The organism is Stenotrophomonas sp. TWI602 (genome assembly GCF_039674045.1).
Taxonomy (GTDB): domain Bacteria; phylum Pseudomonadota; class Gammaproteobacteria; order Xanthomonadales; family Xanthomonadaceae; genus Stenotrophomonas.
Genome location: NZ_JBDJMT010000003.1, coordinates 88,150 through 106,371, shown reverse-complemented (window position 1 = coordinate 106,371; position 18,222 = coordinate 88,150). Strand labels below are relative to the sequence as shown.

Sequence of the window (18,222 nt, the reverse complement as noted above, 5' to 3'; positions counted from 1 at the left end):
TTAAGTTGGATCGATCTAAACGATTGGCGGGGGATTTTTAGCACGACCGCGCAACGGAAGCATGCTGCTCCGCAATATGGACACGGGGCGTGCTTTCGGTTGACCCCGGCCGATCCCGCGACGTTGCTGGGTCCGGGGCTTTAGCCCGGTATATCGACCGATGAGGCGGGTTGTCGGCTGTCGGCAGCGGGCACTGCCAGGCACTGCGCAGCTTGGGGCAGGGTCGGGTACTGGCGATCAGCCATCGATGTTGCAGCGCAGAATGCATCCGTTGAAATCTCCGTGCTTTACTTAAATCGATCTAAATTCACCGGGGTGTGGATTGGGTCGCCCCAGTCCAGGGAACCAGCGGCGCCCGCCGCCACTGGTTCGCGCTGCCGCCACGTCCGCCAAGGAGTCCGTGTCCGTGACCCGTTTTTCTCAACGTCTTTCCGTTGTTCCCGCCGCCGGTGCCGTCCGGGCCCGCCGCCGCCCGCTGGCTGGGCTGGTCTGCCTGCTGGCGCTGAGCTGCGCGCCGCTGTTGCTTCAGGCCGCGCCTGCGGCGCTGGAGCGCGAGGTCAACACCTTCATCGGCAGCAAGGACGATGGCAATACGTTCCCGGGTGCCTCGGCGCCGTTCGGCCTGATCCAGGTCAGCCCGATCGGTGAGCACTACGCTGGCTGGCGCTACGACGATCCCAAGATCCGCGGCTTCGGCCATTCCTTCCTGTCCGGCGCGGGCTGCTGGGAGCAGGGCGGCCAGGTCTCGGTCCTGCCGGTGACCGGCAGCATCGGCCCGGGCGGTGACTTCAATACCGACGACGCCAAGAGCTTCGACCACAAGCGCTACGCCTCCAGCTACACCCACGAGGGTGAAGTCGGGCAGGCGGGCTACTACAAGGTGCGCCTGACCAACTACGGCGGCATCGATGCCGAGGCCACCGCACGCACCCGTGCCGCGGCCGAGCGTTACACCTTCGCCGCCGATGCGGGCACCGGCCACGTGCTGGTCAACCTCGGCCAGGCCAACGAGCGCCATTCGGTGATCGGCAGCGTGGTCGATGTCGTCGGCGACCGTGCGGTGGAAGGCAAGCTGGTCACCAAGAGCTTCTGTGGCGGGCATCAGTACACCACCTGGTTCCGCATCGAGTTCGACCGCCCGTTCAAGGCGTTCGGGACCTGGGGCGAGGGCGGCGGCCTGCCGGGTGCACGCCATGGCATGGAAGGCGAGCTCAAGCCCAGCGGCGCCTGGCTCAGCTTCGATCTGGCCAAGGGCCGTGCGGTGACCGCGGTCAGCGCGATCTCCCACGTGGATGCCGAAGGTGCGCGCGCCAATCTGCGCAGCGATGGCATGCAGGGTGAGCGCCTGCTCGGCTTCGATCAGATGCGCCAGATGGCCCAGCAGCAGTGGCGCAAGGAATTGGCGGCCGTGCGTGTCCAGGGCGGCAGCAGCGACGACCGCACCGTGCTGTACACCGCGCTTTACCACGCGTTGCTGCAGCCGCTGACCGGCAGCGATGCCGACGGCCGTTACCGTGGCTACGACGACACCATCCATCGCGCTGACGGCTGGACCTACTACGAGTACTTCTCGCTGTGGGATACCTACCGTGCGCAGAACCAGTGGCTGGCCCTGACCAAGCCGGAGGTCGCGCGCGACATTGGCCGGACGCTGCTGGCCATCGAGGAGCAGGGCGGTTGGCTGCCGCGCTGGGGGTACGCCAACTTCGAAACCAACGTGATGACCGGCGACCCGGTGACGCCGTTCCTGGTCGACCTGTGGCGTTTCGGTGCGCTGGCCGGCCGCGAGGGCGAGGCCTACACCGCGCTGCGCAAGAACGCCTTCGAGGTGCCGCCGATGAACTCGCGTCACGCGGGTCGTTCGGGCAACCCGAGCTACCTGGCCAACGGCTACGTGCAGTACGACCGCGCCTTCCCCTCCAAGGGCATGGACGTGGACCCGCACCACGGTGGCTCGGCGACGCTGGAGTACGCACTGGCCGACTGCGCACTGGCACAGATGGCCGATGGCCTCGGCCATGCCGCCGATGCCGGCGTGCTGCGTGAGCGTGGCCGCAACTGGCACAAGGTATGGGACCCGTCGGTGCGTGACGAGGAGGGCGATTTCAACGGCTTCCCGCGGCCGCGCATGGACGATGGCGCGTGGTACCTGCCCGCCGATGGCAGCTACAGCCCGCGCTCGCACCATGGCTTCCATGAAGGCACCGCGTGGCAGTACCAGTGGCTGGTGCAGCAGGACGTGCCGGGCCTGGTCCAGGCCATGCACGGCCGCGACCAGACCGCGCGGCGTCTGGATACCTTCTTCGCGTACGACGCCCTCGTGACATCGCCGCTGACCGCCGCGCGCAAGGAGTGGGTGGTCGGGCCGTACAGCTATTACAACCAGTTCCGCTACAACCCCAACAACGAGCCGGACCTGCACGCGCCGTGGATGTACACACTGATCGGGCAGCCGTGGAAGACCGCCACCGTGGTGCGCGCCGCGCAGCAGCTGTTCACCAATGCGCCCAACGGCGTCACCGGCAACGATGACCTGGGCACGATGTCGGCCTGGTACCTGTTCAGTGCGCTGGGCCTGTACCCGGCGGTGCCGGGCAGCGGCGAGTTCCTGTTGCATACGCCGCGCTTCGCCCGCGCCGAGATCGATCTGGGCCAGGGCAGGACGCTCACCCTGAAGGCGCCGGGCGCCGACGGCCGCCAGCTGCAGTATGTCCAGAACGTGCAGGTGGATGGCCGCGCGCATGCGCCGGTGTGGCTGGACTGGGCGCAGCTGCAGCGCGGTGGCACCATCGCCTTCGCCCTGGGCAGCACCGCGCAGGAGAACGGCTGGGGTACGCAGGCCGAGGCGCTGCCGGCGTCCTTCTGCGCCACCCCCGGCGCGGTACTGGAATGAGCCACGCGCCGGCCCGCGCCGTGGCCAGCCCACCGGGGTTGACCGTCGGCACGGGCACGGACCGCTGGTCAATGCGATCGTTTAGGCTTGCACCTTGCTTGAGGAACCCGACGACCCGATGAAAGACAAGGCCACCCCCGCCGGCAAAGGCACGCGCGCGGTCACCGTGACCGACATCGCCGAAGCGATCGGCGTGTCGCGCGCGACCGTCTCGCTGGTGCTGCGTGGCAGCCCGCTGGTGAACGTCGACACCCGTGCCAAGGTGGAGGCCGAACTGCGACGCCAACGCTACGTGTACAACCGCGGCGCGGCCAATCTGCGTCGCCGCACGTCCTCAAGCGTGGCCCTGGTCATCAACGACCTGTCCAACCCGTTCTTCGCCGAGTTCGCCTCCGGGGTGGACGAAGCGCTGGGCGGCAAGGGCTTCGTGACCCTGCTCGGCAGCACCGGTGAATCGCCGGAGCGGCAGCAGGCGGTGCTGACCACGTTGATGGAGCACATGCCTGCCGGGCTGATCCTGTCGCCCGCCGAAGGCAGCGATGCCGGGCAGCTGCGCCAGGTGCTCGGGCACGCCAACGTGCTGCTGTTCAACCGCGAGCTGCCCGGTGCCGACTGGGACTTCCTGACCCTGGACAACCAGCAGGGCGCTTACCTGGCCACGCGTCATCTGATCGAGCAGGGCCACCGCCGCATCGCGTTCTATGGCGGCCATGCGGTCTCCAGTTCCTGCCATCAGCGCCGGACCGGCTATGCGCAGGCCCTGGTGGAAGCTGGCATGCCGGTGCAACCGGAGTGGCTGATTGAAACCTCGCCCAGCCGCCTGGATGCGGCCGCGCGCACCGGGGAGCTGTTTGCACTGGATGCCGTCCCGACCGCAGCGGTCTGCTACAACGACAGCGTCGCGCTGGGTCTGATGCTGGGCCTGGCCTCGCGTGGCGTGCAGCCGGGCCGCGACTTCGCGGTGACCGGTTTCGATGATATTTCCGAGGCTTCGGTGGCATCGCCGCCGCTGACCACGCTGACCGTCAACCCGCGCGAGCGCGGGCGACAGGCGGCCGAACTGCTGTTGCTGCGTCTGGATCATCCCGACGCGGCGCCGGCCCGTACCGTTGCACCGGTCCAGCTCCGCGTTCGCGAGAGCAGTGGCTCGATGACCGTCTGATGGCTCCCACAATCACCTGCTCGCGCACTGAGGCGCGTACCTGAATGCCCATCTCTCCTACGCCCCGCCTCCCATCCTCATCCGCCGCCGCGCCCGTGGTGAACACACGCGTTGCGCTGGCCGTGGCGACCACGATCTTCTTCATGTGGGGCTTCCTCACCTGCCTCAATGACATCCTGATCCCGCATCTGAAGGCCGTGTTCGATCTGACCTACGCCCGCGCGATGCTGGTGCAGTTCACCTTCTTCGGCGCGTACTTCCTGATGTCGGTGCCGGCCAGTCGCCTGGTCGCACGGCTGGGCTACAAGAACGGCATCGTGGCCGGTCTTGCCATCGCCGCAGTGGGCGCGCTCGGCTTCTGGCCCGCGGCCGAGCTGCGCGTGTATGAAGCCTTCCTGGGTGCGCTGTTCGTGCTGGCCACGGGTATCACTGTCCTGCAGGTGGCGGCCAATCCCTACGTGGCGCTGCTCGGTCCGGAACAGACGGCGTCGAGCCGACTGACCCTGGCCCAGGCGCTGAACTCGCTGGGGACCGCGATCGCGCCGATCTTCGGTGGCCTGCTCATCCTGGGCAACACCGTCAAGAGTGCGGACGAGATCAATGTGCTGCCGATAGCCGAACAGCTGGCCTATCGCACCCAGGAAGCCCAGTCGGTGCAGGGCCCGTATGTCGGCCTGGCGATCGCGCTGGTCCTGCTTGCCGTGTTCGTCTATCTGTTCCGCCTGCCGGCACTGAATGAGACGACCGAGCAGAACAGCGGCGACAAGCACACCCTGATGGAGGCGCTGCGTCACCGCCACGTCCGGTTCGGCGTGCTCGGCATCTTCTTCTACGTGGGTGCGGAAGTGGCGGTCGGCAGCGTGCTGGTGAACTACCTGTCGCTGCCGAACATCGGCGGCTTCAGCGAACAGCAGGCCACGCATTACGTCTCTGCGTACTGGACGATGGCGATGATCGGCCGCTTTGCCGGTTCGGCCATCATGACCCGCTTCTCGCCGCGCCTGCTGCTGACCCTGTTCGCCAGCATGAACGTGGCGCTGCTGGCGCTGACCATGCTCACCCAGGGGCAGGTGGCGTTGTACTCGGTGGTGGCGATCGGCCTGTTCAATTCGATCATGTTCCCGACGATCTTCGCGCTGAGCATCGAACGCCTGGGCACGCTGACCACCAAGGCCTCGAGCCTGCTGATCATGGCGATCGTCGGCGGGGCGCTGATCCCGGTCCTGCAGGGCAAGCTGGCCGACCATATCGGCCTGCAGCCGTCCTTCATCCTGCCGCTGCTGTGCTACGGCTACATCATCTTCTACGGCCTGTGGGGCTCGCGCCCGGCCGCTGGAATCCGCCAGGGAGCTTGAGGCCACGATGTCCAAGATTGTTTGTTTCGGCGAGATTTTGATCGATCTACTTGCCCAACCGCCGGCCACCCCGGACACCCCGCGTGCCTTCCTGCAGTATGCCGGCGGTGCGCCCGCCAACGTCGCCGTTGCGGCGGCGCGGCTTGGTGCGGACACCCATTTTGCCGGGATGCTCGGCCAGGACATGTTCGGCGATTTCCTCGCCGAGAGCCTGGCCAGTGCCGGCGTGGCGACCGACTGCATCGTGCGTACCGACGCGGCCAAAACCGCGCTGGCGTTCGTGGCACTGGATGCCAGCGGCGAACGCAGCTTCAGCTTCTACCGCCCGCCGGCGGCCGATCTGCTGTTCCGCAGTGCGCACTTCCACCCGAACTGCTTTGAAGGCACGCGCAGCTTCCATGTGTGCTCCAACAGCCTGACCGAGGCCGAGATCGCACAGGCCACGTTGGAGGGCATGCGCCGCGCCCATCAGACCGGTGCGATGGTCAGCATTGATCTCAACCTGCGCCCGGCGCTGTGGCCGACCGGTGTCGACCCGTTGCCGCGGTTGTGGGAAGCGCTGTCGCTGGCCGACCTGGTCAAGCTCTCGCGTGAAGAACTGGAGTACCTCGCGGCCGCGGTGCCGGGCGGTGACGCGGCCGTGATCGAGCGGCTGCTGGGTGCGCAGGCGCAGGCGGTGGTGATCACCGACGGCGCCGCGCCGATCCGCTGGCATACCCGCCACACCCACGGCGTACTGACCGGTTTCCGCGTGACCACGGTTGATTCCACCGCGGCGGGCGATGCCTTTGTCGGCGGCCTGCTGTTCGGCATCGGCGAGCGCGGCGGTGACGGCACTGGATTTGGCGCGTTCTGCCAGGACCCCACGGCGCTGGTGGATGCGATCCGTTTCGGTGCGGCCGTCGGTGCATTGGCCGTGACCCGCAAGGGTGCCTTCGCCGCGATGCCCAGCCTTCATGAAGTCCAGCAACTGCTGCAGCAACAACAGGATGACGCCGCATGACCACGCCGGTTCCGCCGACCCCCGACTTCCGCTCGCCCGCGTTCCTGCGCGCCCACATCGCCCAGACGATGGCGTTCTACCAGCCGCATGAAATCGACCCCAACGGCGGTTTCTTCCACTACTACCGTGACGATGGCAGCGTGTACGACGCCAGCCACCGCCATCTGGTCAGCAGCACCCGGTTCGTGTTCAACCACGCCATGGCCTACCGCGAGTTTGGCAAGCCGGAAGATCTGGCCGCAGCCGAACACGGCATCCGCTACCTGCGCGAGGTGCACCGCAATCCGGCGACCGGCGGTTATGCCTGGACGCTGCGCGATGGTGTGGTCGAAGACGCGACCAACCACTGCTACGGCGTGGCGTTCGTGCTGCTGGCCTACAGCTGCGCGCTGAAGGCCGGCATCAACGACGCCCGTACGTGGATGGACGAGACCTGGCAGCTGCTGGAGACGCGCTTCTGGGAGCCGGCGTTCGGCCTGTACAAGGACGAAGCCGACGCCGATTGGACCTTCAGCGATTACCGCGGCCAGAACGCCAACATGCACATGTGCGAGGCGATGCTGGCCGCCTTCGAGGCCAGTGGCGAGCAGCGCTACCTGGATCGTGCGCTGCTGCTGGCCGACCACATGACCCGCCGCCAGGCGGCGCAGGGCGATGGCCTGGTGTGGGAGCACTACGACACCCAGTGGCAGATCGATTGGAACTACAACCGCGACAACCCCAAACATCTGTTCCGTCCGTGGGGTTTCCAGCCCGGGCATCAGACCGAGTGGGCCAAGCTGCTGCTGATCCTGGATCGCCACGTACAGGCCGACTGGCTGGTGCCGACCGCGCGGCATCTGTTCGATGTGGCGGTGGAACGCAGCTGGGATGCCGAGCGTGGCGGGCTGTATTACGGCTTCGCGCCGGATGGCAGCGTCTGCGATGACGACAAGTACTTCTGGGTGCAGGCCGAATCGCTGGCCACCGCCGCGCTGCTGGCCAAGCGCACCGGCGATGCCGTGTACTGGGACTGGTACGACAAGCTGTGGGGCTACGCCTGGCAGCACATGATCGACCATCGCTACGGTGCCTGGTATCGCATCCTGGATGCGGACAACCGCACGTACAGCGACGAGAAGAGCCCGGCCGGCAAGACCGATTACCACACCATGGGCGCGTGCTACGAAGTGCTCAACGTGGTGCGTTGAATCTGGTAGCGCCGACCGTTGGTCGGCTACCCCAACCCCGGTAGAGCCGACCGTTGGTCGGCTGCCCCAAAACCCCGGTAGAGCCGACCGTTGGTCGGCTGCCCCAAAACCCCGGTAGAGCCGACCGTTGGTCGGCTGCCCCAAAACCCCGGTAGCGCCGACCGTTGGTCGGCGGCTCCCGCAGCCAGGCAGGTCCCCATGCGCGCGCACAGCCGTCTCCATGTCGTTGCACCGGCCAGCTGGCTGTTGCTGGTCCTGCTGGCAGCATGGGCACTGCCCGTGGCAGCCGCCCCGCTGGCGGCGGAGTGGTCATTCCGCCTGCTGCCCGGTGACGCGCGCGGTGCCGCGCGCCCTGACCTGCAGCAGTGGCGCCCGGCGCGGGTGCCCGGGGCCGTACATACCGATCTGCTGGCGCAGGGGCAGATTCCCGATCCTTACGTGGGTGCGCCGGAAGCCGGGCTGCAGTGGATCGGCTTGGCCGACTGGGAGTACCGCACACGATTCGATGTGGATGCGGCAACCTTGGCACGCGAGCACGCCGAGCTGGCGTTCGAAGGCCTGGATACGTTCGCCACCGTCACGCTCAACGGCCAGCCGCTGCTGCAGGCCAACAACAGTCATCGCACCTGGCGTGCACGGGTGGACGGCAAGCTGCGGCCTCGCGGCAATGACCTCCGGATCGTGCTGCGTTCGCCGATCCGCAGCCTGCTGCCGGACGTGCAGGCGATGCCGCACAAGATCGCCGGCAACTACCCCTCGCCGTATGGCGATGAGCCCAAGGACGCGATGGTCGGCAATTTCGTGCGCAAGCCGGGCTACCACTTCGGCTGGGACTGGGGCCCGCGTTACGTGACCGCGGGCATCTGGCGGCCAGTGACACTGGAGAGCTGGGACGCGCAGCGGCTGACCGCGCTGGCCGTGCAGACCCGTACGCTGGATGCAACCCGGGCGGATCTGGAGATCACGGTCGAGATCGAGAGTGCCGCGGTCGGCAGCGCTGCGGTGCAGATCGAGGTGCTGGATCCGGAGGGCAGGCGCGTGGCGCGCATCGACCGCAAGCCGATGTTCAAGGCCGGGGACAACCGCATCGCGGTGCCGGTGGCGCTGCAGAAGCCGCGGCGCTGGTGGCCGGCCGGGCAGGGCGAGCAGGCCCGCTATACCGTGCGTGCCACCCTGGCGCCTGAGACAGCGAAGGCGACGCACATCGAGCAACGCACCGGCCTGCGTACCGTCGAGCTGCGCCGCGAAGTGGATCGCAACGGCGGACAGGGCTTCGCGTTCGTGATCAACGGGGTGCCTATCTTCGCCAAGGGCGCCAACGTGATCCCGTTCGACATGTTCCCCGCGCGTGTGGACGCGGCGCGGATCCGCCGCGAGCTGACCGCTGCGCGCGATGCCAACATGAACATGCTGCGCAACTGGGGCGGCGGCTATTACGAAGATGACGTGTTCTTCGACATCGCCGACGAACTCGGCCTGCTGGTCTGGCAGGACTTCATGTTCGGGGGCGGCATGCAGCCCGGCTACGATCCGGCGTTCCGGGCGAATGTGGTGCATGAGGCGCGCGACAATGTGCGCCGCCTGCGCCATCACCCCAGCGTGGTGCTGTGGTGTGGCAACAATGAAGAAGAGACCGCGTGGAAGGACTGGGGCCATGGCCGTGACCTGACCGCCGCCGATCCCGCGTTCGCCGCGAAGGTCTGGCAGGGCTATGTGGACCTGTTCGGCAACGATCTGCGCCAGGTGGTGGCCGACGAAGGGCTGGGCGTGCCGTACTGGTCCAGCTCGCCGAGCAATGATCTGGACGAGAAGGCCAACGATTCCACCCGCGGCGACAAGCACTACTGGCAGGTATGGGGCAATCCGGCGCTGCCGGTAACGGCGTACCTGCACGAGACCCCGCGCTTCATGTCCGAGTACGGCCTGCAGGCCTGGCCGGTGCTGCGCACGCTGGACGGCATCATTCCGGCCGCCGAGCAGCAGGTGGACAGCGCCACGGTGCGCGCCCACCAGAAGTTCATGGCGGGCGAGGGCAACCAGCGCCTGCTCAAGTACATCGAGGAGGAGTACGGCACGCCGCGTGACTTCCCCACGTTCGTCTATCTGAGCCAGGTCATGCAGGCCGACGGCATCCAGCTCGCCGCCCTGCATCACCGGGCCTCGCGCCCGTACACGATGGGCTCGCTGTACTGGCAGCTCAACGATGTGTGGCCGGGTGCGTCGTGGTCCAGCATCGACTACGCCGGCCGCTGGAAGGCACTGCATTTCCACGCCAAACGTTTCTTCGCCGATCACGCGGTGGCGGCGTTGCGCGACGATGGGGTCACCCGGGTGAGCCTGCTCAATGATCGTCAGCAGGGCCTGCAGGCCACATGGCGGCTGCGCGTGCTCGATCTTGATGGCACCCAGCGCAGTGAGCAGCGGCACACCGTGGCCTTGCCGCCGCTGTCCGCGCTGGAGGTGGGCCGGTTCGCCGATGCGGACCTGTTGAAGGGGGCCGATCCTGCGCGGACCGTGGCGGTGCTCGAGCTGTTCGATGGCGCGACGCTGTTGTCGCAGCAGGTGGTGTATTTCGTCCCGGCCAAGGCGCTGGCGCTGTCACCTGCGACGATTGATGCTGAGCTGCGCGCCGACGGCAACGGCAACGGCGACGGCGACGGCTACGTGTTGACGCTGCGCGCGCCGAAGCTGGTGCGTGCGCTGTGGATCGACTTCGACGGCGTGGATGCCACCCTGGACGACAACGCGCTGGACCTGGTGCCGGGAGAGACCGTCACCATCCGCCTGCGCAGTGAGGCGGACCTGGACACGCTGCGTGATGCGCTGCGCTTCACCTCGCTTGCGGATACGAAGGCAAGGTAACGCGACCGGCGACCGGCATGGCGTCAGCCGATGGGGGTAAAGGCGATCGGTAGAGCCGACGGTAGAGCCGACTGTTAGTCGGCTGTTAGTCGGCTGCTCTTCTTCGATCGGCATGGCGTTAGCCGACGGTAGAGCCGACTGTTAGTCGGCTGCTCTTCTTCGATCGGCATGGCGTTAGCCGATGGTAGAGCCGACTGTTAGTCGGCTGCTCTTCTTCGATCGGCATGGCGTTAGCCGACTAACAGTCGGCTCTACCGTCGGCTCTACCTTCGGCTCTACCCTTCGGCTCTACCGGTCGGGTTTACCCATCGGCTCTACAGCGTGATCTGCTGGAAATTCTCGACGCGGTCGTGCCCGTGTGTGGCCTCGCCGCTGCGCGGCAGCGGGTAATCGTCCAGGCGGTCGATCAGGTGCGTCTGCAGACCGGCGTCGCGCGCGGCATCCAGCTCTTCCACCACATCGGACAGGAACAGAATCTGCGCGGCCGGCACATCGATCGCCTCGACAATACGGCGGTAGCTGTCGGCCTCACGCTTGCCGCCCACTTCGGTATCGAACCAGCCCGAGACCAGCCCGGTCAGGTCACCGGCTTCGCTGAAGCCGAAGAACAGCTTCTGCGACGGCACCGAGCCGGAGGAATACACGTACAGCGGCTTGCCCTCGGCATGCCAGCCCTTCAGTACGGCGGCCACTTCCGGATAGAAATGCGCCTTGTAATCGCCGTTGCGGTAGCCGGCTTCCCAGATCATGCCCTGCAGCGCCTTGAGCGCGGTGTGCTTGCGATCCTGGTCGATCCAGCCCTGCAGCGTCTCCACGATCAGGCTGTCCTGGCAGGCGCCACCGATCTCCACCGCTACCGCGTCCAGCCAGCGGCGCACCTGCGGTTCCTGGCCATGCGCGGCGACAAACGCCGGCAGTGCCTTGCGCGCATATGGGAACAGCACGTTCTTGACGAACGAAATGCTGCTGGTGGTGCCCTCGATATCGGTGAGGATGACGGTCGGTTGCGGCATGGATCAGTCGGCCTGGTGCTGTGCGGGGTGGTAACGCGGGAAGGTCTGGGCGATGTCGCTGCCGGTGAAATGGCCGACCCAGCCATCCGGCTCGGTGAAGAAGCGGATCGCCACGAAACTCGGCTCCTCGCCCATGTCGAACCAATGCGTGATGCCATCGGGCACGGCGATCAGGTCGTTCTTGACGCACTCGATCTCGTAGACCTTGCCGTCCACGTGCAGGGTGAACAGCCCGGAGCCGGCGACGAAGAAGCGGACTTCATCTTCCTTGTGGAAGTGCTCGTCCAGGAACTTCCTGCGCAGCTCGGCGCGGTTCGGGTTGTCCGGCGCGATCGAGGCGACATCCACGCTCTTGAAACCGTGCGTGGCGACGAGACGGTCGATATCGACCTTGTAGGCGGCGAAGACCTCGTCCTGGCTGGCGCCCGGCGCGACCTCATGGGCCGCCTGCCAGCGCTCGAACGTGACGCCGATCCGCTTGAGTTCGGCAGCGATCGCCTCGCCATCCCGGCTGTCGAACAGCGGGACATCCGGGGCGGTGTCATCAAAGATACGGAGTCGGCTCATGGCGGCGGCATCGAGGCGAAGAGGGGAAGGAAAGGGTACCAGTGCGGCGCCGGGGTGGGGGCGACGCACTGATGCCGATGCGCGGAATACAGATTCTCTTCAGGAATCTGAGCGCGATCAGCCACGCAGCTTGCGCAGCTCCAGCTCACAGTGCAGCAGGAATTCGAACGCTTCCATGTGGCGGCGCGCCTCGGCCATGGTGCGGCCCCACGCGTACAGGCCGTGGCCGTCGATCAGATAGCCCCACAGCGGCTGGGTGTCGAGCAGGGCGTCGACCTGGGCCGAGAGCACATCCATGTCCTGGGTATTGGCGAACACCGGCACATCGACCGCCATCTCGTGCGTGCTGTTGCCGTGGAAGGCCTTCAGCAGCTCGTAGCCCTCCAGACGGATATGACCCTGCGGCGCATACAGGCGCGAGGCGATGGTCTGCACCGGCGAATGGGTGTGCAGCACGCAGCCGATCTCGGGGAAACGGCGGTACAGCTGGGTGTGCAGCAGCGTCTCGGCGGACGGGCGCAGCGGGCGGCCGACGGCCTGGCCGTCGAAATCCACCACCATGATGTCGTCTTCCACCAGCCGGCCCTTGTCCTTGCCGGACACGGTGATCGCCGCATGGCGGTCATCCAGGCGGTGGGAGAAGTTGCTGCTGGTGGCCGGGGTCCAGCCGGCGTGGGCCAGCTCGCGGACGTTGTCGATCAGCAGCTGGGCCAGTTCGCTCAGGCGCGCGGTGTCGTACGGGAAGGTGGGGGTGTTCATGGGGGCTATTTTACGGCGCTTCCATCGATTTCGCGCGGTCCGTGGTCGTGCCGGCCGCTGGCCGGCTCCGCATGAGCGTCCAGGGGGTACGTGGCGCCGGCCAGCGGCCGGCACTACTTGCGCAGGCGGCTATGGCGATACCCATAACTGAAGTAGATCGCGAAACCGCCCAGCGTCCAGAAGCCCATGAGCATCCAGTTGTGCGCCGTCATCGCCGTCAGCAGCGCGATGCAGCTGAGCACGCCCAGGCTGCAGATCAGCCACGCCATCGGCATCCGGAACGGACGCGGCAGGTCCGGCTGGGTGCGGCGCAGGATCAGTACGCCCGCGCAGACCGCCGCGAACGCGATCAGCGTGCCCATCGAGGTCAGTTCACCGAGGACATCGAGCGGGAACACCGCCGCCAGCAGCGCGATGCCGATGCCGGTGATCACGGTGTTGATGTGGGGGGTGCGGTACTTGGGATGGATCTTGGTGAACAGCGGCGGCAGCAGCCCATCGCGGCCCATGATCATGAAGATGCGCGGCTGCGCGATCACCATCACCAGCACCACCGAGGACAGCCCGATCAGCGCGCCGATTTCCACGACCACGCGCAGCCAGCCCAGCTGCGGATGCGCCGCCACGGCGGTCACCACCGGCTCATCGGTCCCCAGCAGCTGGTACGGCACCAGTCCGGTCATCACTGCGGCCATGGCGATGTACAGCACGGTGCAGATCACCAGCGAGAGCATCATGCCGATCGGCATGTCGCGCTGCGGCTTGTGCGATTCCTGCGCGGCCACCGAGACCGCCTCGAAACCGATGTAGGCGAAGAACACCATCGCCGCACCGCGCAGCACGCCATCGAAGCCGTACTTGCCCGGGCCTTCGTTCTCCGGAATGAACGGGGTCCAGTTGGCCGGATCCACGTACTTCCAACCCACCACGATCACCAGCAGGATCAGCGCGGTCTTGAGCACCACCATCGCCATGTTCATGGCCGAGGATTTGCTGATGCCCACGTAGCACAGCCAGGTCAGCAGCAGTACCAGCACGGCGGCCGGGATGTTGGCGATGGCGCCGGTCGGGCGCAGCTGGCCATCCAGTGGCGCGCTGACCAGCGCGGCCGGGAGATGGATGTCGAAATGGCTGAGCAGACTCAGGAAATAGCCGGTCCAGCTGACCGCCACGGCGGAGGCGGAGACGCCATATTCGAGCACCAGCATCCAGCCGATGAACCAGGCCGAGAGCTCGCCGAAGGTGGCATAGGTATAGGTGTAGGCACTGCCGGAGACCGGCACCATCGCCGCGAATTCGGCGTAGGCCATCGCGCAGAACGCGCAGCAGATCGCGGCCAGCACGAACGACAGCATGATCGCCGGGCCGGCGTGGTTGGCCGCGGCCTGGCCGGTGATCACGAAGATGCCGCCGCCGATCACCGCACCGATGCCCAGCGCGGTCAGGCCCCAGGGGCCGAGGGTACGGCGCAGGCTCAGGCCGTTGGCGTCTTCATGGGCGGCGTGCGGATGCTTGGTGGCCCACAGTTGCTTGAACATGGTTTGGTTTTTCTTCTCAGGCGCGACGTATCAAACGACCGGGCCGGCACTGGGCCGGCCCGGCAGCACTCAGGCGTTCTTCTTGTTCAGCTTGCTGTGGCGGATGCCGTAGCCGAAGTAGATCAGGGTTCCCAGCAAGGTCCAGCCAACAAACAGGTGCCAATGCTCACGGAATGCCATGCCGAACAGCGTCAGGCATGCCAGCGCTCCCAGCGGGCAGATCAACCAGACAGCCGGCACGCGGAAGGGCCGCTCCAGTTCCGGGCGGGTATAGCGCAGTACCAGCACGCCCACGCAGACGGTGGCGAACGCGAGCAGCGTACCCATCGACACGAGTTCACCGAGGACATTGAGGGGCATCAGGCCGGCCAGCGCCGCTGCGATGACACCGACAATGATGGTGGCCACATACGGGGTCTTGAACCGGGCATGCACCTTGCCGAACAGCCTGGGCAGCAGCCCGTCGCGCGAAATCGTGTAGGCGATGCGGGTCTGGCCCATCATCATCACCAGCACCACGGAGGACAGGCCCGCGATGGCGCCCACTTCGACGAAGGTCTTCAGCCACGACAGCTGGGGATGGGCTTCCAGAGCGGTCACCACCGGCTTGGCGGTACCGAGCTGGGTGTAGGGCACCAAGCCAGTGAGTACAAGGCAGACGATCACGTAGATGATGGTGCAGATGGCCAGCGAACCGAGCAGGCCGATCGGCATGTTGCGCTGTGGATCCTTGGTTTCACCCGCGGCGGTGGACACCGCATCGAACCCGATGAACGCGAAGAAGACGATGGAACCCGCCCGAAGGACGCCGCTCCAGCCGAATTCACCGAACGTGCCCGTGTTTTCCGGAACGAACGGGGTCCAGTTGGCGGGATCGATGTACGCCACGCCGACGCCGATGAACAGGCAGATCACCGCGACCTTGATCGCGACGATGATTGCGTTGATGAACGTGGACTGGGTGATGCCGACGTAGAGCAGGCCGGTGACGGCCGCCACGATCAGAACGGCGGGGAGGTTGAACAGCTTGCCCGAGGAGACGAATTGCCCTGCCTCCCAAGCCACAGGAGCCGACGCCAACGCGTCCGGGAAGGGCAGGTGCAGGGTCGTTGTGATGAAGCTGATCAAGTATGCCGACCAGGCCACCGCGACAGATGCCGAAGCGAACAGATACTCCAGTACCAGGCACCAGCCGATGAACCAGGCCATGCCTTCGCCCAACGTGGCGTAGGAGTAGGAGTAGGCGCTCCCGGAGACCGGCATCATTGCCGCGAACTCCGCATAGCACAGACCGGCAAGGGCACAAGCGAGTCCGGCCGCAATGAAGGACAGGGTGACAGCAGGGCCGGCATGGAAGGCGGCCGCTTGGCCGGTCATGACGAAGATACCCGCACCGATCACCGCGCCAATACCCAGCAGGATCAGGTGTTTCGCTGTGAGGGTCCGCCTCAGTGTGGGCTCGCCGTCCAGGCTGCCTTCGATGGGCTCGCCGGCATCGACGTGCGGTGCCGGTGCGACCGGTTTGACCCTCAACAGAGACTTCAGCATGCAGTGCTTCCCTAAATGAACAAAGGTGAGGCGCGCGGTACATTGCCGCACGCCCTGATGGCGACTGGGCGCCCCAGCGGTGCGGGGCCCGCTGTACCTTAGCCAAAGCTGAAGCCGCTGTACAAGCACAATTGCAGCATGGCCGAGCGATAATCGGCCAAATCCGCACGATGCCTGCACCTGCCATGTCGCTGAACCCCGAATCCGTTGCCATTCCTGACGCCGCCCTGCGCAGTCAGCTTGATGCTTACGCTCGCCGGCACCCCGAGCACGCGGCATTGGCTGACGAATTCAGCACATTGCTGGATGATCCTGAAAACCCGTTCCTGCGCGAGCGCCTGGCCGGGCACTTCACCGGCAGCGCGTGGCTGGTGAGCACCGACGGGCAGCGCGTGCTGCTGACCCACCACCGCAAACTGGACCGCTGGCTGCAGTTGGGCGGCCACGCCGATGGCGAGCGCGATCTGGCCCAGGTGGCGCTGAAGGAGGCCGAGGAGGAATCCGGGCTGACCGCGCTGGTGCTGGAGGATGGCAAGTTGTTCGACATCGACAAGCACTGGATTCCCGAACGCAAGGACGTCCCGGGGCATTGGCACTACGACGCCCGCTACGTCGTGCGGGCGCTGGGCAGTGAGCAGTTCGCGATCAGCGAGGAATCGCTGGCGTTGGCCTGGCGCGAGATCCGTGACGTGGCCAACGCGGCGATCGAGACCCCCGATGGGGATGACTCCCTCCCGCGCATGGCCAAGCGCTGGCTGGCGCGGCGATAGCGCATTCGCGCTTCCGCCCCCGCGCCGTTGGCGCGCCCCCTTGACTCAAGGGGGGCTCCACACCAGATGTATGGCGCCGTGGAGCTGCACCATCAACTGATGACGCACGTTGTCAGCGAAGCTGAATCAGTACAGCACGCGGGTGCGCAACGTGCCCGGGATGGCCGCCAGTTCGTCGCGGACCGCGCCGGCCTGGGCTTCGCTGGCGGTGATGTCGATCACCACGTAGCCGACCTTGGGGTCGGTACGCAGGAACTGGCCGTCGATGTTGACGTTGTGGCGCGAGAAGATCTCGTTGACCTTGGAGAGCACGCCCGGCACGTTCTGGTGGATGTGCAGCAGGCGCAGGCTCTCGGCGTGCTCGGGCAGGGTCACTTCCGGGAAGTTGACCGCCGACAGGGTGCTGCCGTTGTCGCTGTAGCGCACCAGTTTGGCCGCCACTTCCACGCCGATGTTGTCCTGCGCTTCCAGCGTGCTGCCGCCCACGTGGGGGGTCAGGATCACGTTGTCGTGTGCGGTGAGCGGGGAGACGAACGCATCGCCGTTGCCCTTGGGCTCGACCGGGAACACGTCCAGCGCCGCACCGCCCAGGTGGCCCGAGCGCAGCGCTGCATCCAGCGCGTCGATGTCGACCACGGTGCCGCGCGCGGCGTTGATCAGGTGCGCGCCGGGGCGCATCCGGGCCAGTTCATCGGCGCCGATCATCCATTGGGTGGCGGGCGTCTCGGGCACATGCACGGTGACGATGTCCGCACGTGCAAGCAGGTCGTCCAGGCTGATCGCCGCACGGGCATTGCCCAGCGACAGCTTGGTTTCCACGTCGTGGAAGATCACTTGCATGCCCATCGCCTCGGCCATCACGCCGACCTGGGTGCCGATGTGGCCATACCCGATGATGCCCAGCGTCTTGCCGCGCACCTCATGGCTGCCGGCGGCCGACTTGGACCAGCCGCCGCGATGGCATTCGGCGTTCTTCTGCGGGATGCCGCGGGTCAGCATGATCGCCTCGGCGATCACCAGCTCGGCCACGCTGCGGGTATTGGAGTAGGGCGCGTTGAACACCGGGATGCCGGCCAGTTCCGCTGCTTCCAGGTCCACCTGGTTGGTGCCGATGCAGAAGCAGCCGACCGCCATCAGGCGCTTGGCGTTGGCCAGCACGTCCGCGCTGAGCTGGGTGCGCGAGCGGATGCCCACGATATGCGCCTCGGCGATGCGCGCCTTCAGTTCATCTTCCGGCAGCGCCTTGCTGTGCAGTTCGATCTGCGAATAGCCGGCCGCGGTGAACACGTCGATCGCGGTCTGGCTGACCCCCTCGAGCAACAGTACGCGGATATCCTGCTTCGGGAACGAGGTCTTTTTCGGCGACATGGGCGGCGTGCGACGTGTGGCGGCGGGAGCCCTCAACTATGCCAGAAGCCGGCCGCGATGGTGCGGTGCGCCAATCGATGTTCAAACGGTTTCAGATGCACCTATTTGGGCGAGGCCGACGCGCCGCGAGAACAGCGCCCGCTACTGGACGCGGCCCGGAGGGGCTGGCAGGCTTGCGGGCTCCCCCGGCACCA

General features: G+C 66.5%; 13 protein-coding genes. 7 read left to right on the top strand and 6 right to left on the bottom strand.

Annotated features, from left to right (window positions below):
• Nucleotides 1-406: 406 nt before the first annotated feature.
• The 6 genes from ABE483_RS04915 (at nt 407) to ABE483_RS04890 (ending at nt 10,465) form a co-directional block, all read left to right on the top strand.
• Nucleotides 407-2,893, top strand: coding sequence for a GH92 family glycosyl hydrolase (locus ABE483_RS04915; protein ID WP_346481210.1), 2,487 nt, complete (start codon nt 407-409; stop codon nt 2,891-2,893).
• A 118-nt stretch (nt 2,894-3,011) separates the two neighbouring features.
• Complete coding sequence (locus tag ABE483_RS04910; RefSeq protein ID WP_346481334.1) at nt 3,012-4,055, top strand: LacI family DNA-binding transcriptional regulator; 1,044 nt, start codon at nt 3,012-3,014, stop codon at nt 4,053-4,055.
• Between the two features lie 44 nt (nt 4,056-4,099).
• The gene (fucP, locus tag ABE483_RS04905) at nt 4,100-5,410 is read left to right on the top strand and encodes an L-fucose:H+ symporter permease (RefSeq protein WP_346481209.1); all 1,311 of its coding nucleotides are present in this window, start codon (nt 4,100-4,102) and stop codon (nt 5,408-5,410) included.
• A 7-nt stretch (nt 5,411-5,417) separates the two neighbouring features.
• A complete protein-coding gene (locus ABE483_RS04900; RefSeq protein WP_346481208.1) occupies nt 5,418-6,413 on the top strand; it encodes a carbohydrate kinase in 996 nt (331 codons plus the stop codon).
• Complete coding sequence (locus ABE483_RS04895; protein WP_346481207.1) at nt 6,410-7,603, top strand: AGE family epimerase/isomerase; 1,194 nt, start codon at nt 6,410-6,412, stop codon at nt 7,601-7,603. The genes ABE483_RS04900 and ABE483_RS04895 overlap by 4 nt, the downstream gene beginning before the upstream one ends.
• A gap of 198 nt (nt 7,604-7,801) precedes the next feature.
• Nucleotides 7,802-10,465, top strand: a complete 2,664-nt coding sequence (locus tag ABE483_RS04890) for a glycoside hydrolase family 2 protein (RefSeq protein WP_346481206.1) — start codon at nt 7,802-7,804, stop codon at nt 10,463-10,465.
• A gap of 314 nt (nt 10,466-10,779) precedes the next feature.
• Here ABE483_RS04890 and mtnC read toward each other — a convergent pair whose 3' ends face one another.
• The 5 genes from mtnC to ABE483_RS04865 all read right to left on the bottom strand — a co-directional run bounded on the left by mtnC (nt 10,780) and on the right by ABE483_RS04865 (nt 15,890).
• Nucleotides 10,780-11,478, bottom strand: a complete 699-nt coding sequence (gene mtnC, locus ABE483_RS04885; protein ID WP_346481205.1) for an acireductone synthase — start codon at nt 11,476-11,478, stop codon at nt 10,780-10,782.
• A 3-nt stretch (nt 11,479-11,481) separates the two neighbouring features.
• On the bottom strand, nt 11,482-12,045 hold the full coding sequence (locus tag ABE483_RS04880) for an acireductone dioxygenase (protein ID WP_313218192.1): 564 nt from the start codon (nt 12,043-12,045) through the stop codon (nt 11,482-11,484).
• Between the two features lie 117 nt (nt 12,046-12,162).
• Nucleotides 12,163-12,804 (bottom strand): methylthioribulose 1-phosphate dehydratase, encoded by a 642-nt coding sequence (locus ABE483_RS04875; protein ID WP_123729133.1) that lies wholly within the window; start codon nt 12,802-12,804, stop codon nt 12,163-12,165.
• 113 nt (nt 12,805-12,917) lie between these two features.
• Nucleotides 12,918-14,342: an amino acid permease gene (locus tag ABE483_RS04870; protein WP_313211775.1), complete on the bottom strand. Its 1,425-nt coding sequence runs from the start codon at nt 14,340-14,342 to the stop codon at nt 12,918-12,920.
• Between the two features lie 69 nt (nt 14,343-14,411).
• Complete coding sequence (locus ABE483_RS04865) at nt 14,412-15,890, bottom strand: amino acid permease (RefSeq protein WP_346462689.1); 1,479 nt, start codon at nt 15,888-15,890, stop codon at nt 14,412-14,414.
• A 185-nt stretch (nt 15,891-16,075) separates the two neighbouring features.
• On the opposite strand from ABE483_RS04865, the gene ABE483_RS04860 reads away from it, so the two are divergent.
• Nucleotides 16,076-16,660, top strand: coding sequence for an NUDIX hydrolase (locus ABE483_RS04860; RefSeq protein ID WP_346481204.1), 585 nt, complete (start codon nt 16,076-16,078; stop codon nt 16,658-16,660).
• Between the two features lie 126 nt (nt 16,661-16,786).
• Here the strand turns inward: ABE483_RS04860 and serA are convergent, their stop codons facing one another.
• Complete coding sequence (serA, locus tag ABE483_RS04855; RefSeq protein WP_313212845.1) at nt 16,787-18,028, bottom strand: phosphoglycerate dehydrogenase; 1,242 nt, start codon at nt 18,026-18,028, stop codon at nt 16,787-16,789.
• Between the last annotated feature and the right edge of the window lie 194 nt (nt 18,029-18,222).